Origin of the sequence: Chryseobacterium taichungense (assembly GCF_900109935.1) — a bacterium.
Lineage (GTDB): Bacteria > Bacteroidota > Bacteroidia > Flavobacteriales > Weeksellaceae > Chryseobacterium > Chryseobacterium taichungense.
Genome location: NZ_FOBV01000003.1, coordinates 111,158 through 132,906, shown reverse-complemented (window position 1 = coordinate 132,906; position 21,749 = coordinate 111,158). Strand labels below are relative to the sequence as shown.

Below are 21,749 nucleotides of genomic sequence, written 5' to 3'. Positions count from 1 at the left end.
ATGAAAATTAGAGATGTCATTTCTAAAATTGAAAAACGTATTCCGTTGCAGCAGGCGGAAGATTTTGACAATGTCGGATTGCTGTGCGGATCATATGACCGCAATGTGAGTGGAATACTGGTCTGTCATGATGCCCTGGAAAATGTTGTTGATGAAGCTATTCTAAAGAACTGTAATTTAATTGTATGTTTTCATCCGATTATTTTTTCCGGGTTAAAATCTTTAACAGGGAAGAACTATGTGGAAAAAGCTGTGATAAAGGCTATTGAGAATAAGGTTGCCATTTATGCCATTCATACTGCTTTTGATAATGACTTTTTTGGCGTAAACGCCGGAATCTGCCAGCAACTGGGACTTAAAAACCTTAAAGTTCTTCAGCCTAAGAAAAATAATTTAAAACAGCTTACCGTCTTCGTGCCAAAAGAGTATTCAGGGCAATTAAAAGAATCGCTTTTTGCTGCAGGTGCAGGAAACATAGGATTTTATGACGAATGCAGTTTTACCATCAACGGAAGCGGAACTTTTCGACCTAAAGAAGGCTCTGATCCTTTTTCGGGGCAGCAGGATATCAGGGAAAATGCTGATGAAGATATGGTTTCCGTTATTTTTGAAGGATATAAGCAGGGACAGATTGTTGCCGCTATGAAATCAGCGCATCCTTACGAAGAAGTTGCCCATCAGATTTACAGTCTGGATAATACCAATCAATATACCGGACTTGGAATGTACGGAGATTTTGAAGTGCCTATGGATGAAAAAGATTTTCTGAAATTTGTAAAAGAAAAATTTAATCTTGAAGTGATCAGGCATTCAGATTTTAATGGTAAAAAAATAAAAAGGGTAGGCGTTCTAGGCGGTTCCGGAGCAAGCGGAATAAAATCTGCAATTTCCAAAAAATGTGATGCTTATCTTACAGGAGATGTGAAATACCATGATTTTTTCCTGGCAGAATCAAAAATGATGATCTGTGATATAGGACATTTTGAATCAGAACAATTTGTGACTCAACAATTATTTGAAATTTTGTCACAAAAATTTAGTACATTTGCAATCTCAAAATCTATTGAGAAAACGAACCCGGTAAATTATTTCATTTAAAATATGGCAAAAACCAACGATATTTCAGTTGAAGAGAAGTTAAGAGCTTTATACGATTTGCAGATCATTGATTCTAGATTGGACGAAATCCGAAATACAAGAGGAGAATTGCCAATCGAAGTAGAGGATCTTGAAATTGAAATCGAAGGTCTTGAAAAAAGAGCTGAAAAATTTCATGCAGATATAAAAGATCAGGAAGATCAGATCAAAACCAAGCATGAAGTAATCAACCATGCAAAATCTTTAATTGAAAAATACAAGTCTCAACAAGATAATGTAAGAAACAATAAAGAGTTTGAAGCATTAAGTAAAGAAATTGAATATCAGGAGCTTGAAATTCAACTTGCTGAAAAAAGAATCAAAGAATTCGGCGCTAAGATCGGTCACAAAAACGAAACTTTGGATGAGCTTAATGGAAAAATTGATGATCTTAAAAACCACCTGAAATTCAAAAAAGAAGAATTGGAAGGTCTGGTTTCTGAAACGCAGAAGGAAGAAGAATATTTAATTGAGCAGTCTAAAGAATTTGCTGCAAAAATCGACGAAAGGTTACTCGCTTCTTACAACAGAATCAGAACCAATTCACCAAACGGTCTTGCGGTTGTAGGATTGGAAAGAGGAGCTCCAAAAGGATCATTCTTTACAATCCCACCTCAAAAGCAGATGGAAATTGCTCAGAGAAAGAAAATCATTATCGATGAGCATTCAGGGAAAATCCTTGTTGACGATGAGTTGGTAATGGAAGAAAATGAAAAAATGAAATCTGTAATTAAGTTTTAATACTGATTACAATTTTTAAAAATAGGAAAGCTGTCTCCAATGAGACAGCTTTTTTCATGTCATAGCGAAGAGCGAAGCGATAAAGCATCGTAATAATTATTACAAAGTTTGTTATTTCCTTTTTCGCCCCAAACGATAATTATATCTATAAAAAGACCGCCTCAAAAGAAGCGGTTCCTATTTTCATTCATGATGTTCGTACATCTTATTATACAGATCAATAAACTTCTCTTTAATAGCCTTTCTTTTCAACTTTAGAGTAGGTGTCAAAAGCCCGGTTTCAATGCTCCATATTTCCGGAGTCAGCTCAATTTTCTTGATCTTTTCCCAATTTCCCAGATGCTCATTGGTATTGTCAATTTCTTTTTCAATCCTTTCTTTAAGTTCTTTGCTCTTTGCAATTTCCTGAGGAGTTGAGCCGATGCTGAGATTATTTCTCATGGCCCAGCTTTTCGCAAATTCAAAATCCGGTTGTATAAGAGCGGTCGGCATTTTTTCACCATCACCAACAACCATGATCTGCTCGATAAATTTAGATGCTTTTGCAAGGTTCTCAATGGTTTGAGGAGCAATGTATTTTCCGCCTGAAGTTTTAAACATCTCTTTTTTACGGTCTGTGATCTGAAGAAAACCATCACTATCAATATGCCCGATGTCCCCGGTTTTGAAGTAACCATCTTCTGTGAATACTTCTTTGGTCATTTCGTCATTTTTAAAATAACCTTTGAAGATAGAAGGTCCTTTTACAGTAATTTCCCCATCTTCCTGAATTTTCACCTGAACATTATCTAATGGAAGACCCACCGTTCCTATTTTCATTTTCCCAAAAGCATTTACAGAAATAACAGGTGATGTTTCCGTAAGTCCATATCCTTCCAAAATAGGAATTCCTGCATTTTGAAACATTAAATTCAGTCTTGTCGATAAAGCTGCTGATCCGGAAACCAGCGTAATGATCTCGCCACCCAGTCCTTCACGCCACTTTTTGAAAACAAGTTTATCAGCAATAATTTCCTGTAACCCGGATGGCTTGGAAACCGTTTTCTTTTTAGAAATAAGATTAAGGGCCCAGAAGAATATCTTCTGCTTCAGGCCGCCGGCAGATGATCCTGTTGCATAAATTTTATCATAAACCTTTTCTACAAGTCTTGGTACAACACTCATGTAGTGAGGTTTTACTTCCTTCACATTTTCACCCATTTTTTCAATGCTTTCTGCAAAATAAATGGAGAAGCCATTGTACTGAAAAAGGTAAAAAAGCATTCTCTCGAAAATATGGCAGATCGGCAAAAAGCTGAGCACTCTTGTATCTTTGTAATCAAGACCTTTCTTTTTTGGAATTCTCGGAATTGAGCCTAATACATTAGACACAATATTATGGTGAGTAAGCATAACCCCTTTAGGCCTTCCCGTAGTTCCGGAAGTGTAAATAATAGTTGCCAGATCCTCCGAATTAATGGTATTGGAAAGATCCTCAACCTCTATCTGGGTAGAATCATCTTCACCAAGATCCAGCACTTCTTTCCAGTTGGCAGCGCCACTTACATTGTCAAATGTAAAAATTCCCTGAAGGGAAGGGATGTTGTGTTTTACTTTTGTTACTTTGTTTAAAAGATCCTTATCAGATAAAAAGCAATATTTGATTTCGGCATTCGTGAAGATAAACTCGTAATCTTCAGGAGAAATACTCGGATATACGGGTACGGATACTACACCGATCTGGGAAAGCCCAAGATCCATAATGGCCCATTCAGTTCGGGAATTTGTTGTGATGAGTGCAATTTTATCCCCAGGTTTTATGCCAAGCTTTAAAAGCCCGCGTGATATTTTATTCGCTTCATTGATAAATTCCTGGGTAGAAGTCTTTTTCCATTCTCCCTGATACTTAGTTACAAACATATCCGTTTTCGGGTATGTTTCTAAAGCATAATGGGGTATATCGAATAATCTTTTGATGGTCATGATTTAAAAGTAAATAGTTAATTTTAAATATAAGCATTTTTTTTAATTGACAAAATTTAGAATTTTAAATTAACAATTAATGAAACGGATTACAATATATATTCATCTGTATTTAAATTTAATGGATATTTTTAATAATATTTTTAAGTGATTTCTCGATTTGTTAAAATATGTTTAATTGTTGATTTTCAGAATAGAATGGCAAAGATTTAATTCTATTTTCAGGTTTGTACAAAAAGTGTAAATTAGCGACCATCTAATTATTCAATTTTTATGGACTTTAATTTATCGGAAGAACAGCTGATGATTCAGCAGGCAGCAAGGGATTTTGCACAAAACGAATTATTACCTGAAGTAATTGAGAGAGACCGTGACCAGAAATTTCCTGCCGAACAGGTAAAGAAAATGGGTGAAATGGGCCTTTTGGGTATGATGGTAGATCCTAAATACGGAGGTGCAGGAATGGACAGCGTTTCTTACGTTCTGGCAATGGAAGAAATCGCAAAAATAGATGCTTCGGCAGCTGTGGTAATGTCTGTAAATAACTCTCTGGTATGTGCAGGCCTTGAAAAATTCGCTTCCGAAGAGCAAAAAGTGAAATATCTTACACCTCTTGCCAGCGGTCAGGTGATCGGGGCATTTGCTTTGTCTGAGCCGGAAGCAGGTTCTGACGCTACTTCACAAAAAACCACTGCAGAAGATAAAGGAGATTATTATTTGTTGAACGGTATTAAAAACTGGATCACCAATGGTGGTACAGCTACTTATTATATTGTCATTGCACAAACTGATCCTGAGAAAAAACATAAAGGAATCAACGCTTTTATCGTTGAAAGAGGCTGGGAAGGATTTGAAATTGGTCCTAAAGAAGATAAATTGGGAATCAGAGGAAGTGATACTCATTCTTTGATCTTTAATAATGTAAAAGTACCTAAAGAAAACAGAATCGGAGAAGATGGTTTCGGATTCAATTTTGCGATGGCCGTTCTGAACGGTGGAAGAATAGGGATTGCTTCTCAGGCATTGGGAATTGCTTCTGGAGCTTATGAACTGGCGTTAAAATATGCTAAAACCAGAAAGGCTTTCAAAACTGAAATCATCAATCATCAGGCGATTGCTTTTAAACTGGCTGATATGGCAACGCAGATTACGGCGGCAAGAATGCTTTGCTTTAAAGCGGCAGTAGAAAAAGATGCAGGAAAAGATATCTCTGAAAGTGGTGCTATGGCAAAGCTTTATGCATCACAAGTGGCAATGGATACAACGATAGAAGCTGTTCAGATTCATGGAGGATACGGATATGTGAAAGAATATCACGTAGAAAGAATGATGCGTGATGCAAAAATTACCCAAATCTATGAAGGTACTTCTGAAATCCAGAAGATCGTTATCTCAAGAAGCATTGCAAAGTAATTGCTTACGATAAATGAAATAGTAAAAGGCTCTCAAAAATGGGAGCCTTTTTACTTTCACACGAACCACAAAATATTAATAATATGTTGTTTTAACACTTGTTTGATTAAATTATTTAACTGAAGTTAAATTCTTAATTTAAATTAACAGAACAAAATTAGGAATAACCCTTGTTGAAAAAACGGAATTTCGATTAAAATATTATTAAAATAAATAATGCCTTATGAATGCTTATCAGTCGGATTTCTTTTTTTATAAAGATAATATCCGATACCTGCAATCACAAACAGTGGCCAAAGCGGAAGAATAAAAAGGAAAGCAGAAGTAATTACATTCCATCCTGAAGAAATGGCGGCAAAAGATTTATCACCAAAAGTTTCGTACTCTTTATCAACCTCAGCTTCACTTTCTTGTCCATACAAAGTAATATCAATCTCACAAAGTGTATTTTCAACGGCATTCATTCCTGAAACTTCAATGCTTTTATTTTCAACTTTCCCGAGATTATAGCTTAGATCAGACATGAGATAATCAAATTTCTGAATCGGGATTTTCACTTTCAGGTAGGCCGTTTTCTTATCGTCATTCTGTAGCGAAATATTTTCGCTTCTTACAAATCCGTCGTATTTGGCGACTTCTTCTTTTACAATTTCCTTTGCGGTTTCAGCATCATTTACGGTCAGATCAAGCACTCCTTTCTTAACGAGTCGGTTTCTCTGGACATTTAATTCGTAATTCTCTTTTTTTGGCTCTTTCTTATAAATAATTTTTGTTTCCCGGATTACTTTCGGGGCAGGAACCTGTACAATAATCTTTCCTTCTTTACTGACAGTATCTTTCTTTTCCTTTTTTGATTCCAGTTTTAAGGATGAAATTTTTTCAGATAAGGAATCCACAATTTTTGCAGTATTTTCAATATTGTCTTTGATATCATTTCCGGTGTCCTGAAAATCTTTAATTTTAACATTTGCCGAATCAAGCGCATCATTTACCTTGTTATTAACATCACTGATTTTTCCAGACGCTTGAGAAGCTATACTGTCAGCCGAACTGACAGTATCCTCAAGTTGTGATGCAGATTCCCCTTTTTTACACATAATGAATGTTCCTGATACAGCAACGAGTAAGATGAATTTTTTCATAACATTAATTTTTTCGTTGAGGTAAAATTAGGAGCGAAATTTTCGTAAAGATTGTAAATGAAATGTATTACAGATGTAAAATTTCAACAAGCTTATTATAAGTGGGTTATAATTATTTTACAAGAGTTTTACAGAAGAAATTGCTGAAACAGAACTGCTTTTTACAACAAGACAAATAAATGTCTTAGATGTTATATAATTTTTAAACTTAATAATATTCATTTTAAAGAGTCAAAAAGAATTTGTTTTTCTTTAATATAAATGTAATGGTGTATAAAATATAGTATTATTTTAATTTTATGTAATTAGTTGGCATTCAGTTTTTTGAATGTGTATTTTTTATATATTTGTTTTTTATACCGAATGTCTAGTTTATAGTATCTTTAAATTTTTTAAGAAGTAATAAAATAAGGTAAAATTGAAAAGCTTAGCAAAAACTAAGTTGTAAATGATAATAAATTAAATTATATATTATGATTAAAAAACTACTTTTTTTAGGAATATTTATTCTGTGCTTTTTAGGAAAAGCGCAGGATTTTTTCTCCTCTATCAGCGAAAGATCCATTAAGGCAGATTCGCACAGCAGAACGGTGCAGCCAGAGAAATTTCTTATCTACAAACTTGATGTGAGTGGGATTAAAAACTATTTCAGTTCAGTTCCTGACTTGAATGATGCAGATTTTAAAGGTAATGCTCCTATCATTATTCTACCAATGGCCGATGGAACGAAAGCAAGGTTCAGAATCTGGAAATCTTCTGTGATGGCTCCGGAATTGGCTCAAAAATTTCCGCAACTTATTACCTTTACCGGACAGGGAGTTGATGACCAATACGCAACGATAAAATTAGATTTTACAGAACTGGGCTTCCATGCTCAGATAAAGTCTGTTATGACAGGCGATTTTTATATTGATCCTTATGCAAAGAACGATATCAATAATTATATTGTTTATAAAAAAGCAGATTTAATTAATAAAAATCCCAGAATATGCGAAGTAAAGGAGGATGCTTCGGAATTAATTAAAAAAAATGCACAAAAAACAGTAACTCCCAGTGTTGGCAGTCAAATTAGAATTTTTCGATTTGTAGTGGCTTGTACAGGAGAATACGCGATAGCAGCAACAGGCCTACCTTCGCCAACCGTTGCTCAGACGCTTTCAGCTATTGTAACATCTGTAAACAGAGTAAACGGGGTATATGAACAGGAAGTTGCAGCAAGACTTGTATTAGTTGCTAATGAAACTTCCGTTATCTTTACAGATCCCACTACAGATCCTTTCGACGGAAATGATGATGCAGGCTTGTTAATTGATGAAAGTCAGACCCAGATTGATGCAATAATAGGAACGGCCAATTATGATATAGGCCATACATTCAGTACCGGTGGCGGCGGATTGGCTGGCCTTGGGGTTATTTGTGACGACTCAAGTAAGGGAAGTGGTATTACCGGTTCACCGAATCCTGTTGGTGATCCTTATGATATTGATTATGTTGCGCATGAAGTAGGGCATCAGTTTGGAGGGCCTCATACTTTTAATGCAACAACAAGCAATTGTGGAGGAGGCAATCGTGATGGTTCGCATGCAGTGGAGCCTGGAAGTGGAATTACAATTATGGCTTATGCCGGGATTTGTGGAAGTACAAATAATTTGGCGAATAACAGTATCCCTATTTTCCATACCAATTCATTTCAGTCAATAACCCAGACGATTCAGTCGACAACATGTCAGGTAACAAATACTGTTTCTAATACTGCGCCTGTTGTAAATGCAGGAAATGATTACACAATACCCAAAAGTACCCCTTTTAAGTTAACAGGTTCTGCTACAGATGCTCAGGGAAATGCATTAACATATTGCTGGGAACAAAATGATACAGGACCTGCTGGAAACTGGAATGCTCCCACCGGAAATGCTCCGTTATTCAGATCATTCTTACCGGTAACAGTACCGTACAGATATTTTCCTAAAATTAATGATGTTATTAATAACACAACAACAAAAGGCGAAATTTTACCATCATACGGAAGATCAATGGAATTCAGATTGACGGTCAGAGATAATAATGCTGGTTGCGCCGGAGTTGCCAACGATGATGCAAAAATTACGGTTGACGGAAATTCAGGGCCGTTTACGGTAACTGCACCGACCACAGCCGTAAACTGGATGGGGAATTCTACACAAACAATAACATGGAACGTGGCTAATACAACTGCTGCACCGGTGAGCTGTGCGAACGTAAGTATTTTACTTTCAACGGATGGGGGACTTACGTATCCAACGACAATTGTTGCTTCTACTGCAAATGACGGTTCAGAAGTTATTACCATTCCAAATGTGAGTACAAGCCAGGCAAGAATTATGGTTGCAGGAGTAGGAAATGTATTTTTTAATATTAATCCAGTTAATTTTACAATTACTCAGGTACTTGCAGTAAATGAAGTTGACACAACTAAAGATGTATTTGTTATATATCCTAATCCCGGTAAAGATATTGTAAATATCAGATTTATTAATCAGAATGATAAATATGATATCAGTATTTATGATGTAAGCGGAAAATTAGTGTTTAATAAAATCAACAATACAACAGGTTACGATAAAATCGGAACTTTCAATGTCAGTCAATTAATAAAAGGAGATTATTTGATCACTATTAAATCTAAAAACATCAATAAAACTGTAAAATGGATCAAAGAATAAGCAAGATTTAATCTAAACATATATAAAAAGACCGTTCAGCTTTCTGAACGGTCTTTTTATAATTTTAATATTATTTAAGCATTTTTAAATTCACTGATAAAATGCAGTTTCACATTTGGGAATTTCTCCTGTGTCATATGAATGGTAAAAGAAGAATCAGCCAGGAATACCAATTGATTGTATTTGTCCCTCGCCAGGAATCTTTGCTTCAGTCTTGCAAACTCCTTGAACTCTTCAGATTTTTCATCCGCTTCTACCCAGCATGCCTTGTGCATGGAAAGAGGCTCATAAGAACATTTTGCACCGTATTCATGCTCCAGACGATACTGGATCACTTCATATTGAAGGGCGCCCACCGTACCGATGATTTTTCTTCCGTTCATTTCAAGCGTAAACAGCTGTGCCACACCTTCGTCCATCAGCTGATCAATTCCTTTTGCCAATTGCTTGGCCTTCAAAGGATCCGTATTATTGATATATCTGAAATGCTCAGGAGAGAAGCTCGGAATTCCTTTGAAATTCAGCTTTTCACCACCCGTTAACGTATCACCGATTCGGAAGCTTCCTGTATCATGAAGTCCCACGATATCACCAGGGAAACTTTCATCTACCACTTCTTTTTTATCCGCAAAAAATGCATTAGGTGAAGAAAATTTCATTTTTTTGCCTTCCCTTACCAGCAAATAATTTTCATTTCTTTTAAATGTTCCTGAAACAATTTTCACGAAAGCAAGACGGTCTCTGTGCTTAGGATCCATATTTGCGTGAATTTTGAAAACAAATCCTGTGAACGTATTTTCTTCAGGCTTTACAATACGGGTATCGCTTTCCTTTGGTTGAGGCATCGGTGCAATATCAATGAAAGCATCAAGCAATTCACGTACTCCGAAATTATTTAAAGCCGAACCAAAGAAAACGGGCTGAAGATCACCCTTCATATAATCTTCACGGTTGAATTCAGGATAAACCGACTGTACCAGATCTAATTCTTCTCTTAATGTATTGGCAGCTTTTTCACCAATAACTTCATCAATAGAAGTGTCATTAATGTCATCAAACTTAATAGAATCTCCAACCTTCTGTTTCTTTTCCTCCAAAAACAATTGGATGTTGTTTTCCCAGATGTTATAAATGCCCTGAAAATCACTACCCATACCGATCGGCAATGAAAGCGGACAAACTGTAAGACCTAATTTTTGTTCCACCTCATCCAGCAGGTCGAAAGCATCTTTCCCTTCACGGTCAAGTTTATTGATGAAAACCAGCATCGGAATGTTTCTCATTCTACATACCTGTACCAGCTTTTCCGTCTGTTCCTCGACCCCTTTCGCAACGTCAATCACAACGATCACCGAGTCAACGGCAGTTAAGGTTCTGTAAGTATCTTCCGCAAAATCCTTGTGTCCGGGAGTATCCAGGATGTTGATCTTGTGATCTCTGTATTCAAAGGCAAGTACTGAAGTGGCCACCGAGATTCCTCTCTGTCTTTCAATTTCCATGAAGTCGGAGGTAGCCCCTTTTTTTATTTTGTTGGATTTCACCGCACCCGCTTCCTGAATTGCCCCTCCGAAAAGCAAAAGCTTCTCCGTAAGAGTCGTCTTTCCCGCATCGGGGTGGGAAATAATCCCGAAAGTTTTTCTTTTCTCTATTTCTTTGATTAAGTCTGACATATCGTATTTTGAAGTTGCAAAAATCGTAATTTTTAATGGAATGTGAAAATCAATTTCATACACGTTCCTGCTTGTGAGTTTTTAAGCAATATTCTCAACATTATTTTTGCAGATAGTGTGACAAATGTGAAGAAATACATATTGCATCCTTCAAACTGTATAAGCCATCCTCTAAAATGTAAAAGACATCGTCCAGAATATATAATGCCTGTTCTAAAATGTATAAGGCATTGGCTAAAGTATATAAAGGATCTTCCAACATATATAAGACGCGTTCCAGAATGCATAAGACATTGTCCAAAATATATATAGGGCTGTCCGGAATGCATAAATCATTGTCCGAACTTATTACCCAACTTAGTATTTCATCAATAAGTTTACGCCTTTCTTTATCTTAAAAATGTGTGGCATAGTAAATTAAAAGTCTGGTCTTAATTTGCGATAAAAATAATCAGATCAAATTTATCCATTTAAAGTAAAAATAAAATATCTCAGTATTATTCTGATTAAGATAAAATTACGAGACCATATCGGCATAATAGACGGCCCCTTTTCGATGCCACATTATCGGAAACATAAAATAAACTTATCAAAAACGTTTATCTTTGTTAAAATAATCTTAATATAAAGCATGGAAAACAGCAGATATCCAAAGTTTACATTTACATGGATAGGAGGGCTCGTCCTGTTGGCAGGACTCGTAGTTGGAACAACGGTTGTTTCTTTTTTTAATGTTTTCTGGATGTTTACCTTCAAAGAAAATCTTCAGTACAAAGACTGGTTCTTCATGCTTACCAACGCAGCAGGATTTCTTACCGCTATCGCTTTTTTCGATTTTTTTATCGTGAGAAGAACCACCGGCAAAAAACTCAATTTCAATTTCTCACCCACTAATTTTTATACCTACCTGCTTATATTTCCCATGATGATCGGAATGATGTTTATCTCAGAATTCATCACATCGCAGATTCCTACTACAGGACCTTTTTTCGGAAAATATTATGAATTTTTCAATCGATTGATGGATCAGCTTACTTTTAATCCAGTTGTAATGATCATTACCGCTGTCATCTGCGCACCGATATTTGAGGAAATTATTTTCAGAGGAATTATCCAGAAAGGATTAATGAATAAAGGAGTAGAACCGTGGAAAGCCATTATTTTTGCTTCAATTATTTTCGGCTTAGTACATGGAAATCCGTGGCAGTTTGTAGGTGCCGTCCTGTTAGGCTGTGTACTCGGTCTTGTTTATTACAAAACAAAATCTTTATTATTGCCAATGCTTCTTCACGGGTTTAATAATTTATGTTCTACCATACTTATTATATATACCAAAAATGAAAGCTTTTCAGATGCTTTTAAAATTTCCGAATGGATCATACTCGCGATAGGAATCGTACTTTTTTCACTATTTTATTATCTTTTTACAAGGAAATATAAAGTGCATTATGCTGAAATTTAAATACAAATATTCTGGTACAATAATCGCATAATTGTGTACTCACATTTAAAAATAAAATTTAAAAATAAAAAAAATGGAATTACTGGTTGCCACCCACAACGTACATAAAAAAGAAGAAATTCAGCAAATCCTAGGTGAAAAATTTATTGTTAAAAGTCTTACCGATTACGATATTCACGAAGAAATTGTGGAAGATGGCGATTCTTTCAATGCCAATGCTTTGATTAAAGCTAAATATTGTTTTGAGAAAACCGGAATTCCAAGTTTGGGCGACGACAGCGGACTGGTAGTGGAATCTTTAGACGGTAGGCCTGGGATATTTTCCGCACGCTATGCCGGAGATCACGATTTCGCAAAGAATATTGAAAAAGTATTGAGCGAAATGAAGGGTATTGAAAATAGAAAAGCTTACTTCATCACCGTTTTGTGTTACTATGATGAAAACGGCGCAAAATATTTTGAAGGAAGAGTGCACGGAAATCTTCTCGATGAAAACAAAGGATTCAAAGGCTTCGGTTACGATCCGATTTTCGTCCCGGAGGGATATGATATGACTTTTGCACAAATGGAACCTCAGGATAAAAATAAAATAAGTCACCGAAAACAGGCATTGGATCTATTTCTGGATTTTTTGAGAGAAGGTTAAGGCTGAGATTGAGGGTAAGGCTGAGGCTGAGGTTTTTGAAAATTCAATTTTGATTACAAAAAAAATTAAACAAGATGACTTAAGGAGCAGATCTCTTTAAGTCATTTTTTAATCTTACTGTTTTTATTCTCAACCTCAACCTCAACCTCAATCTCAACCTTTATCTCAATCTCAGCCTTATTCTTAACCTAAATTCCTTACATTTGTTTAATAATAAACGATCGATTTGAGTACTTATTTAACGATATTAGGTTTTAATTCAGCGATTCCGACGATTAATTCTTCTCCCACTGCACAGCTCCTGGAAATGGAAGAAAGATCTTTCCTGATCGATTGCGGAGAAGGTACCCAGGTACAGCTGAGAAAAGCAAAAGCAAAATTTTCAAGGATAAATCATATTTTTATTTCCCATCTTCATGGGGATCACTGTTTTGGGTTGCCGGGACTTATCGCATCTTTCAGACTGTTAGGCAGAGAAACAACACTGCATGTTTACGGGCCGAAAGGAATTAAAAAAATGCTGGAAACCATCTTTACGATTACTGAAACCCATCGTGGTTTTGAGGTGGTTTATCATGAGCTGGATAAAGATTATTCGGAAAAGATTTATGAAGACAACAGGGTAGAAGTATATACCATTCCTTTGGATCACAGGATTTATTGTAATGGCTATCTTTTTAAGGAAAAACCCAAAGAAAGACATCTCAATATGCAGGAAATATCAAAGTATAAAGAAATTGAAACCTGCGATTATCATAATATTAAAGCCGGGAAAGACTTTGTGCTTAGTGACGGATATGTTCTCAAAAATGAAATTCTTACGACAGATCCTATTCCACCTGTTTCTTATGCATTCTGTAGTGATACAAGATATTTGGAAAGTGTAATTCCTATTATAAAAAATGTGACGGTCCTTTACCATGAATCTACGTTTTTACATGATTTAAAAGAAATGGCAGATTATACAGGGCATACCACTGCACTCGAAGCGGCAACCATTGCCAGAAAAGCAGATGTCGGGAAGTTGATTTTGGGACACTTTTCCAACAGATATGCAGATCTTACGGTTTTTACTGATGAAGCGCGAACTATTTTTCCCAATACTTTTTTACCCAAGGCATTGGAGGCTGTGAAAATTTAAAAAATGATGTTGAAGTTTGAAGAATTAAAAATATTCTTGGATGAAAAGGCTGATCAATATAACCATCCTGAGTTTATAGAAAATGATCCGATACAGATTCCGCATCGTTTCAGCCTGAAGCAGGACGTTGAGATTGCAGGTTTTCTGGCGGCAACCATTTCCTGGGGAAACCGGAAAGCAATCATAAAATCAGCCGAAAAAATGCTGGAAATTATGGGAAATTCTCCTTATGATTTTGTAATGAACTATTCGGAAAAAGATCTTGGTGACATTAAAGGTAAAAGTATACACCGAACGTTCAACGGCGAAGACTTTGTTTATTTTATAGAGCAGTTTAACAAAATTTACAAAGAAAATAAAAGTCTTGAAAATCTTTTTACAATACATGAATCGGAAACGAATTTCCTTCATGCTATTGAAAGATTCAGAAGCAGTTTTCTCGGAAGCGAAAAGCACAGAAGCCACAAACACGTAAGTTCGCCCTACAAGAATTCGTCTACAAAAAGAATCATTATGTTCCTCCGTTGGATGGTGCGTAAAGATAAACATGGTGTAGATTTTGGTATCTGGGAAAATATTGATCAGAAATACCTGTCGATTCCGCTGGATGTGCATACGGGTAATATTTCCCGGAAGTTGGGATTGATCACAAGAACGCAGAATGACTGGAAAACGGTAGAAGAACTCGATCTTGTCATCAGGAAATTTGATGAGAATGATCCTGCAAAATATGATTTCGCACTGTTTGGATTAGGAGTTACTAAAGAATTATTATAAAAGTTGAGCACAATGAAAAAGTACGAAGAAAAAACTGAGGTTTTAGAAAAAATTGCCAACGGTATCACCTGGTGGATAGGCTCAATCCCATCCCTTATTGCACATACGCTATTTTTTATCATTTCATTTCTGTTGCCGCTAGTTGGACTTGTAGAATTTGATAAAATGCTGTTGATTCTTACGACAGTAGTATCTTTAGAAGCGATTTATCTTGCTATTTTTATCCAGATGTCAGTAAATAAAAGTCATGAAAAAATTGAAGACATTCAGGAAGATATTGAAGACATTCAGGAAGATATTGAAGAGATTAGCGAGGATATAGAAGAAATCAGTGAAGACATCGAAGAAATAAACGAGGATATTGAAGATATTCAGGAAGATATTGAAGAGATCAATGAGGATGAAGATGAAGAAGATCATAGCGAACGTGCCAAAAATGTGATGCTGAAAAGCAATGTGAGCTCCAATAAAAATGAGATCAAGGTGCTAAAAGATAAAATTCAGGAACTTCAGGATAAAATTGATGAACTGAAAAATGAATAATCACATGAAATTGTAGTTTTGACGAAATAACTCTAAAAAAAGACTAATAAAATTTAGTCTTTTTTTTATTATTACAGATATATTATCTGATATGTTATGGATTATCGAATAGATTAAATTTTTAACATAAATCTTTCTATTTTTTAATAAAATTTAATCATAAAATTATTATTTTTGAACAAACAACAAACATAATGTTAAATTATAGACTAAAAAACTACTTTTTATTTTTAGTGTTGCTTTTTGTTTCGGGGTCTGCTATTGCTCAAAAGGCGTCCAGAAAAAACGGTAAAGTGAAGCTGACTTCTGAAAGTATGAAAGCAGGTGCTTTTATTGATGTAAATGTGGCATCTTATACACAATCATCTTATACACCACAACAGCTGGTTCAACAGGTTCTTATCAATGGACAGTCAAGCTGCGCAACACCAAGTGTAAGTAACGTGACAGTATCTCCTAATCAGCCGGTAACAAATAATGACAGATTTTGGGGATACTTTCATAAAGGTACCACCAATTTCCCATTTGAAGACGGAATTGTTTTAACGACTGGATATGCCAGAGAAGCGGGTAATGCTGCGATTTCCGAAAACCTCCACGGGTCAATTTCCATGAATGGAGATGCCGATCTTGCTGCCGCTACCAATACCAATATTAACAATCAGCGTGATGCCGTAGCGTTGGAGTTTGATTTTGTACCGAACTCCAATCAGGTAAAATTCAATTATATCTTTGCATCCGAAGAATATTCTTTGGGATATCCCTGCAATTATTCAGATGCTTTTGCTTTACTTATAAAACCGGTTGCGGGAGGTCCTTATACCAATGTTGCCATTCTTCCGGGAACAGCTGGGCCTGTAAGTGTTACCAATATCCGTCCAGATACAGAATTCGACGGATCACCACTATCTTGTGGTGCGATGAATCCTACCTACTTTGCTGGTTATAACACTTCAAGCATTGAAACCAACTATAACGGAAGAGTAGTGCCTTTAACTGCAATTGCCGATGTAACGCCAGGTGTTGCTTATCATTTTAAAATGGTTTTATCCGATTATAATGACCAGACATTAGATTCTGCTGTTTTTCTTGAAGGAGGATCTTTTGATATCGGAATTAAAATTGTAGACCAAAACGGAGTTATTTTACCGGATACTGTAAATATGTGTGATAATACACCGCAAGTATTGACTGCATTGCTTACTGCCGCGCCGGGAATGACATTCCAGTGGTACAAAGACGGAGCTGCCATCAATGGTGCTACTAATATTTCTTATACGGCAACTTCTCCAGGTGCTTATGAGGTAAAAGTTGCGGTTCCAGGGAATCAGTGTCCTGCTTCTGCGGTTATTACCATCGTAGGAGGAACGACACCGCCAGCTCAGAATGCTACTTTGAAGCTTTGTACAACCCCTTCTGTTTCTGCATTTAATTTAAATGATGCAAGACCTTTGATCACAACTTCTACAAGCGCTATTTTACATTATTATGTTAATCAGGCAGATGCTGTTGAAGAAAACGACAGCTATCTGAGCGATGCTGCTGTCAGCAGTTATAGCGGTACCGACGGGCAGGTTTTGTATGTTGTCGTTTCCAATGGTGCTTTTTGTAGCAAATTAGTAACATTGACGCTAAGGAAAGAAGCAACACCTGTTGCTCAGCTTACGGCTACCAAAATGAAAATTTGTTTAGGAGAATCTACTACTTTAACTGCTGCCAACGGAGTAACTTACGAATGGACAGGTGTATCCGGAACGGGTGCTACCTATACTGTTTCTCCAACTCAGACAACAACATATTCTGTCTATGCAATCGGTGCACAGGGATGTAAATCTCTACAGCCAGCATCTGTTACAATAGAAGTTGTTCCAGCAATTACGTCAAATCTTTCAGGCGGAATGATCTGTCAGGGTGATGTCATTACATTAGACGCGGGAGCAGGACCAAATTATACTTATCTGTGGAATACAGGAGATACTTCGCAGACTATTTCAGTAGGAACTCCGGGAACATATTCCGTAACAGTAAACAATGGTGTTTGTTCTAAAGTATATACAACACAGATAATTCAGGCTATTATCCCTGAAATCATTAATGTAAATTATAATGAAAACGGTACCATGATCTTTACCGCGAGCAATCCAAGTAACGGACCTTTGGAATACTCTATAGATAATGGGCTTACATGGCAGAATTCAAACACATTCAGCAATGTACCGAGAAATACGGTTGTATCGATCAGAGTAAGAGTAAAGAAAACAAGCTGTGTAGGATTCCTTGAATATTTCACTTTTGTTATGCAGAATGTAATCACGCCAAATGGTGATAATATTAATGACATTATCGATTTCAGAGGTGTAAATCAGAATAAAGATTTCAAAGCATCTATTTTCGACCGTTATGGAAAAGAAGTATATAAAGCAAGTGGCCTTCAGCCTTATTGGGATGGTTACTTCCAGGGAAAACGTCTGCCGACTTCATCATACTGGTATCAGGTAAGTTTTGAAGATCCGGCAAGTAAAAAACCTGCCTTGAAAACGGGATGGATTTTACTTAAAAACATAGAATAAGACAATATCAATATTCAAAAAAAGACCGACAATTTGTTGGTCTTTTTTTCGTTATTAAATTAATTGAATTGATATTTTAAAATCAGCAGTGTTATATTAGTGATAATGTAATTTATGCTGAATTGATATTCAATCAAAAAAAATAGTATTTTTGTTTAAAATAATATAAAAATGTTAAATAGGAGGACAAGAAATTTACTTTTGGCTTTGCTTTTAATTTTTACACAATGCTTTTTTGCTCAGGACAGGCAAGGCAAAGGTATTGTTAAAAAACCTACCGCTCAGAGTATGAAAGCAGGAGCTTTTATTGATGTAAATGCCGCCGGATATCCCGAATCAAATTACAGTATTACACAATTGGTAAAAGAAGTTCTCATCAGTGGTGGTTCCACTTGTTCTGCGGCCAACGTGAGCAATGTGGTTGTTTCTCCGAATTTAGCAGTTACCGATCAAAACAGAAGTTGGGGATATTTTAATAAAGCAACAACCAATTTCCCTTTTGCCAAAGGTATTGTTCTTACAACAGGATATGCCAGAAAGACAGGAAATAATTTTCAGGGAACTTTAAGTGATGCGCTTCCTTCAGGAGGTGATCCCGATCTCGCAACAGCCCTGAATGTAAATAATGCCAATTTAAGAGATGCAACCTATATAGAATTTGACTTTGTACCGGCATCCACAAAAGTAACCTTCAGGTATCTGTTTGCGTCCAAAGAATATCAGAGTAATTTTACGTGTAATATTTCAGACGGTTTTGCATTATTACTTAAAAAAGTAGGAGATCCTTCTTATACCAATTTAGCATTGCTTCCGAGTGGTGAGCCAGTAAGTGTTACCAATATCATTCCTGCCAACTTGCCTTGTGGTCCTAAAAATGTTCAATATTTTGCCGGAATGAACAACCCTCAGATTGAAACCAATTTTGACGGACGTACGGTTCCTTTAACGGCAACCGCAACGGTAATTCCGGGACAGACCTATCATTTTAAAATGGTCTTGGCAGATTATCAGGATTCAAATTTCGATTCTGCAGTTTTTCTTGAAGCAGGATCTTTTGATATCGGTGTTCAGATTTTAAACCCTGCCGGAGTAGAACTGCCTTCGTCCATTAATGTATGTGACAATGCGCCGCAGGTTCTTACAGCTTCAGTTCAGGGTGGTGGGGCTACGTATCAATGGTTATTGGGAAATAATCCTATCCCTGGAGCGACTGGTTCATCTTATACCGCAACACAGCCGGGAGTGTATACCGTTCAGGTATTTTTACCGGGAAATACATGTCCGGGAACAGCTTCTGTAACAATTGTAGGAGGAACTTCGCCGACCGTACAGAATGCAACGCTCACCGCATGCTACACGCAGGGAAATGCCACGTTTAATCTTACCACGGCTCAAACCTCGATAAGTACAACACCAGGTGCTACTTTTGCTTATTATCTTAACCAGTCAGACGCGTTAGCGGGTAATGGCAATACGATTACAAACACTACGGCTTTCCCAAGTGCTGGGCAGACCGTATACGTGCTTGTTAAAACAGGATTCTGTTCAAAAGTTGCACAGTTACAATTAATTAAAGCTCCACAAATAATCGCAAGTATTGCCACGCCTACGACCTTGACCTGTACAAATTCGCAGATCACACTGAATGCTTCAGGTTCAACATATCCTGCAGGTTCTACTTTTGCATGGACAACAACAAACGGAAATATTGTTTCCGGCGCAAATACCTTGAATCCGGTTGTAAATACAGCAGGAGTTTATACATTAACGATTTCAAATACTTATCAGCCTGGAAATTTAACGTGTACAGGAACGGCAAATGTCACTGTAACCGGTGATAGTGCTCCGCCGACTACAGGCCTAACAGCTTCTAAAGTTTTAATCTGTTCAGGTGAATCGGTTACGTTAACGGCATCCGGCGGAACTACCTATAACTGGGTTGGACTTGCCGGTAACGGAAATACCCAAACTGTTTCACCAACGACAACAACGACGTATACCGTTACAGCTGTTGGTGCAAACGGATGTGTGTCTCAAACACCTGCAACGATTACAATACAGGTTTCTCAGCCGATTACCGTTCAGAATGCTACTTTATTTAAATGTTATCAGGCAGGGGGAATTAATTATAATCTAACGGAGGCACAATCTCAGATTACATCAGCTCCAGGTGTTACATTCTCTTATTATTTAAATATTGCAGATGCTAATGCCGGGAATACAAACACTATAAATAATACTACATCATTCAACAGTGCAGGAAACCAGACGATCTATGTTCTCGTTGTCAGCGGTGGATGTCGATATGTTGTGAACTTACAGCTTTTGGCAACACCTGAAACTACTTTAACGATTGCTCAACCTCAGCAAATCACCTGTACAACATCACAAATAACATTAAATGCATCTGCTTCTGTGATTCCTACGGGTTCTACTATTGCATGGACAACAACCGGAGGAGGAAACATTGTTTCAGGTGCTAATACATTAACGCCGGTAGTGAATGCAGGCGGTGTCTATACATTAACAGTAACGAATGTTAACCAACCGGGAAATTTAAACTGTTCATATACGGCAAATGTAACCGTAACACAGAATACAACACCTCCTGTAGTAAGTGTTACAGCGCCGGTATTGCAAATCTGTCCGGGAGAATCTGTTACCTTGACAGCTTCCGGAGGAGCGACTTATAACTGGGGAACTCTTCCAGGGAATGGAAGTACTCAGACGGTATCTCCTTCCAGTACTACTGTTTATACGGTTACCGCGGTAGGAGCTAATGGATGTGTATCATCAAATACAGCAACGATCACGATCGTGGTTGGTCCGCCTGTCGCGATACTCGCAGCATCGAAATCCAAGATTTGTGCAGGTGAATCCGTTACATTAACAGCTTCAGGCGGGGTTACCTATGAATGGGTCGGCTTACCGGGTAATGGAAATACGCAGGTGGTATCTCCAACGGCTACTACGATATATTCTGTGTATGCTTTAGGTGGAAATGGCTGTAAGGTAGATGACCCTACATCAATTACCATTCAGGTGGTTCCTGCTATTGAGTCAACATTGAAAGATGTATATGCCTGTGTGGGTGATTCAGGAACTCTGGATGCCGGTTCAGGGCCAAACTATACATATCTTTGGAATACAGGCGCTACTACACAGACGATATCCGTTACTACACCTGGTACATACTCTGTAACAATCAGTAATGGAACATGTTCTAAAGTTTTCAGTGCTCAGCTAATCAACCCTACGCTTCCTCAATTCAGCAATGTTGCTTATGATAATCATGTTTTAACATTATCAGCAACAAACCCTACAGGTGGAAGTCTGGAATATTCCGTAGATGCAGGGGTTACATGGCAGGCTTCAAATATATTCTACAATATTCTTGATAATGCCAATTACACCCTTATGGTAAGGGTAAAAGATGCCAAGTGCGGAACTACGCTGTCATTCTTTACATTTGTCGTGATAAACGCAATCACTCCGAATTCTGATGGGAAGAACGATAAAGTAGATTTTTCAGGAATCAGTCAGTATAACAACTTTGCGGCTTCTATATTCGACAGATACGGACAGGAAGTTTTCAAGGCCAGCAAAAACGAAACAAGCTGGAATGGTTTGCTTAAAGGAACTCTTATACTTCCAACAGCTACTTACTGGTACCGTGTACAATGGGAAAACCCTGCCAGTAAAAAACTCGAACAGCGCAGTGGATGGATTTTGTTGAAAAATAGAAATTAACGATTATAAATTATATTAACCTCTCAATTTGGGAGGTTAATTTGCTTTTTTAATATAAAAATGTTAAATGTATATGTAGTTTTTATAAAAATA

14 protein-coding genes are annotated in these 21,749 nt (G+C 36.9%); 11 read left to right on the top strand and 3 right to left on the bottom strand.

The features are described 5' to 3' along the window. Positions 1–1,098, top strand: a complete 1,098-nt coding sequence (locus BMW64_RS07360; RefSeq protein WP_089999390.1) for a Nif3-like dinuclear metal center hexameric protein — start codon at positions 1–3, stop codon at positions 1,096–1,098. 3 nt (positions 1,099–1,101) lie between these two features. Then, complete coding sequence (locus BMW64_RS07355) at positions 1,102–1,878, top strand: zinc ribbon domain-containing protein (RefSeq protein WP_089999389.1); 777 nt, start codon at positions 1,102–1,104, stop codon at positions 1,876–1,878. 183 nt (positions 1,879–2,061) lie between these two features. On the opposite strand, the gene BMW64_RS07350 is transcribed toward BMW64_RS07355, so the two are convergent. Further along, the gene (locus BMW64_RS07350) at positions 2,062–3,840 is read right to left on the bottom strand and encodes an AMP-dependent synthetase/ligase (protein ID WP_089999388.1); all 1,779 of its coding nucleotides are present in this window, start codon (positions 3,838–3,840) and stop codon (positions 2,062–2,064) included. 273 nt (positions 3,841–4,113) lie between these two features. On the opposite strand from BMW64_RS07350, the gene BMW64_RS07345 reads away from it, so the two are divergent. Continuing rightward, on the top strand, positions 4,114–5,253 hold the full coding sequence (locus BMW64_RS07345; RefSeq protein ID WP_089999387.1) for an acyl-CoA dehydrogenase: 1,140 nt from the start codon (positions 4,114–4,116) through the stop codon (positions 5,251–5,253). A gap of 221 nt (positions 5,254–5,474) precedes the next feature. Here the strand turns inward: BMW64_RS07345 and BMW64_RS07340 are convergent, their stop codons facing one another. Continuing rightward, complete coding sequence (locus BMW64_RS07340) at positions 5,475–6,395, bottom strand: DUF4349 domain-containing protein (protein WP_089999386.1); 921 nt, start codon at positions 6,393–6,395, stop codon at positions 5,475–5,477. A 473-nt stretch (positions 6,396–6,868) separates the two neighbouring features. Between BMW64_RS07340 and BMW64_RS07335 the strand changes: the two genes are divergently transcribed. Beyond that, positions 6,869–9,097, top strand: a complete 2,229-nt coding sequence (locus tag BMW64_RS07335; protein WP_089999385.1) for a reprolysin-like metallopeptidase — start codon at positions 6,869–6,871, stop codon at positions 9,095–9,097. Positions 9,098–9,171: 74 nt separating this feature from the next. On the opposite strand, the gene BMW64_RS07330 is transcribed toward BMW64_RS07335, so the two are convergent. Continuing rightward, positions 9,172–10,767 (bottom strand): peptide chain release factor 3, encoded by a 1,596-nt coding sequence (locus BMW64_RS07330; protein ID WP_089999384.1) that lies wholly within the window; start codon positions 10,765–10,767, stop codon positions 9,172–9,174. A 631-nt stretch (positions 10,768–11,398) separates the two neighbouring features. Here BMW64_RS07330 and BMW64_RS07325 point away from each other — a divergent pair. The 7 genes from BMW64_RS07325 (at position 11,399) to BMW64_RS07295 (ending at position 21,656) form a co-directional block, all read left to right on the top strand. Beyond that, positions 11,399–12,229: a CPBP family intramembrane glutamic endopeptidase gene (locus BMW64_RS07325; RefSeq protein ID WP_089999383.1), complete on the top strand. Its 831-nt coding sequence runs from the start codon at positions 11,399–11,401 to the stop codon at positions 12,227–12,229. Positions 12,230–12,302: 73 nt separating this feature from the next. Further along, a complete protein-coding gene (rdgB, locus tag BMW64_RS07320; protein ID WP_089999382.1) occupies positions 12,303–12,875 on the top strand; it encodes an RdgB/HAM1 family non-canonical purine NTP pyrophosphatase in 573 nt (190 codons plus the stop codon). Between the two features lie 226 nt (positions 12,876–13,101). Further along, positions 13,102–14,016: a ribonuclease Z gene (locus tag BMW64_RS07315; protein ID WP_089999381.1), complete on the top strand. Its 915-nt coding sequence runs from the start codon at positions 13,102–13,104 to the stop codon at positions 14,014–14,016. A gap of 6 nt (positions 14,017–14,022) precedes the next feature. Beyond that, the gene (locus BMW64_RS07310; RefSeq protein ID WP_394332258.1) at positions 14,023–14,793 is read left to right on the top strand and encodes a TIGR02757 family protein; all 771 of its coding nucleotides are present in this window, start codon (positions 14,023–14,025) and stop codon (positions 14,791–14,793) included. A 12-nt stretch (positions 14,794–14,805) separates the two neighbouring features. Continuing rightward, positions 14,806–15,336: a DUF1003 domain-containing protein gene (locus tag BMW64_RS07305; RefSeq protein WP_177175254.1), complete on the top strand. Its 531-nt coding sequence runs from the start codon at positions 14,806–14,808 to the stop codon at positions 15,334–15,336. A gap of 194 nt (positions 15,337–15,530) precedes the next feature. After that, entirely contained in the window at positions 15,531–17,906 is a 2,376-nt protein-coding gene (locus BMW64_RS07300; protein ID WP_089999379.1) for a choice-of-anchor L domain-containing protein, read from the top strand. Positions 17,907–18,077: 171 nt separating this feature from the next. Beyond that, positions 18,078–21,656, top strand: a complete 3,579-nt coding sequence (locus BMW64_RS07295) for a choice-of-anchor L domain-containing protein (protein ID WP_089999378.1) — start codon at positions 18,078–18,080, stop codon at positions 21,654–21,656. Positions 21,657–21,749: the final 93 nt, after the last annotated feature.

Coding starts and splice junctions, on each gene's coding strand:
- BMW64_RS07360 (WP_089999390.1), top strand. CDS start 1: ATGAAAATTAGAGATGTCATTTCTAAAATTGAAAAACGTATTCCGTTG.
- BMW64_RS07355 (WP_089999389.1), top strand. CDS start 1,102: ATGGCAAAAACCAACGATATTTCAGTTGAAGAGAAGTTAAGAGCTTTA.
- BMW64_RS07350 (WP_089999388.1), bottom strand. CDS start 3,840: ATGACCATCAAAAGATTATTCGATATACCCCATTATGCTTTAGAAACA.
- BMW64_RS07345 (WP_089999387.1), top strand. CDS start 4,114: ATGGACTTTAATTTATCGGAAGAACAGCTGATGATTCAGCAGGCAGCA.
- BMW64_RS07340 (WP_089999386.1), bottom strand. CDS start 6,395: ATGAAAAAATTCATCTTACTCGTTGCTGTATCAGGAACATTCATTATG.
- BMW64_RS07335 (WP_089999385.1), top strand. CDS start 6,869: ATGATTAAAAAACTACTTTTTTTAGGAATATTTATTCTGTGCTTTTTA.
- BMW64_RS07330 (WP_089999384.1), bottom strand. CDS start 10,767: ATGTCAGACTTAATCAAAGAAATAGAGAAAAGAAAAACTTTCGGGATT.
- BMW64_RS07325 (WP_089999383.1), top strand. CDS start 11,399: ATGGAAAACAGCAGATATCCAAAGTTTACATTTACATGGATAGGAGGG.
- rdgB (WP_089999382.1), top strand. CDS start 12,303: ATGGAATTACTGGTTGCCACCCACAACGTACATAAAAAAGAAGAAATT.
- BMW64_RS07310 (WP_394332258.1), top strand. CDS start 14,023: ATGTTGAAGTTTGAAGAATTAAAAATATTCTTGGATGAAAAGGCTGAT.
- BMW64_RS07305 (WP_177175254.1), top strand. CDS start 14,806: ATGAAAAAGTACGAAGAAAAAACTGAGGTTTTAGAAAAAATTGCCAAC.
- BMW64_RS07300 (WP_089999379.1), top strand. CDS start 15,531: ATGTTAAATTATAGACTAAAAAACTACTTTTTATTTTTAGTGTTGCTT.
- BMW64_RS07295 (WP_089999378.1), top strand. CDS start 18,078: ATGTTAAATAGGAGGACAAGAAATTTACTTTTGGCTTTGCTTTTAATT.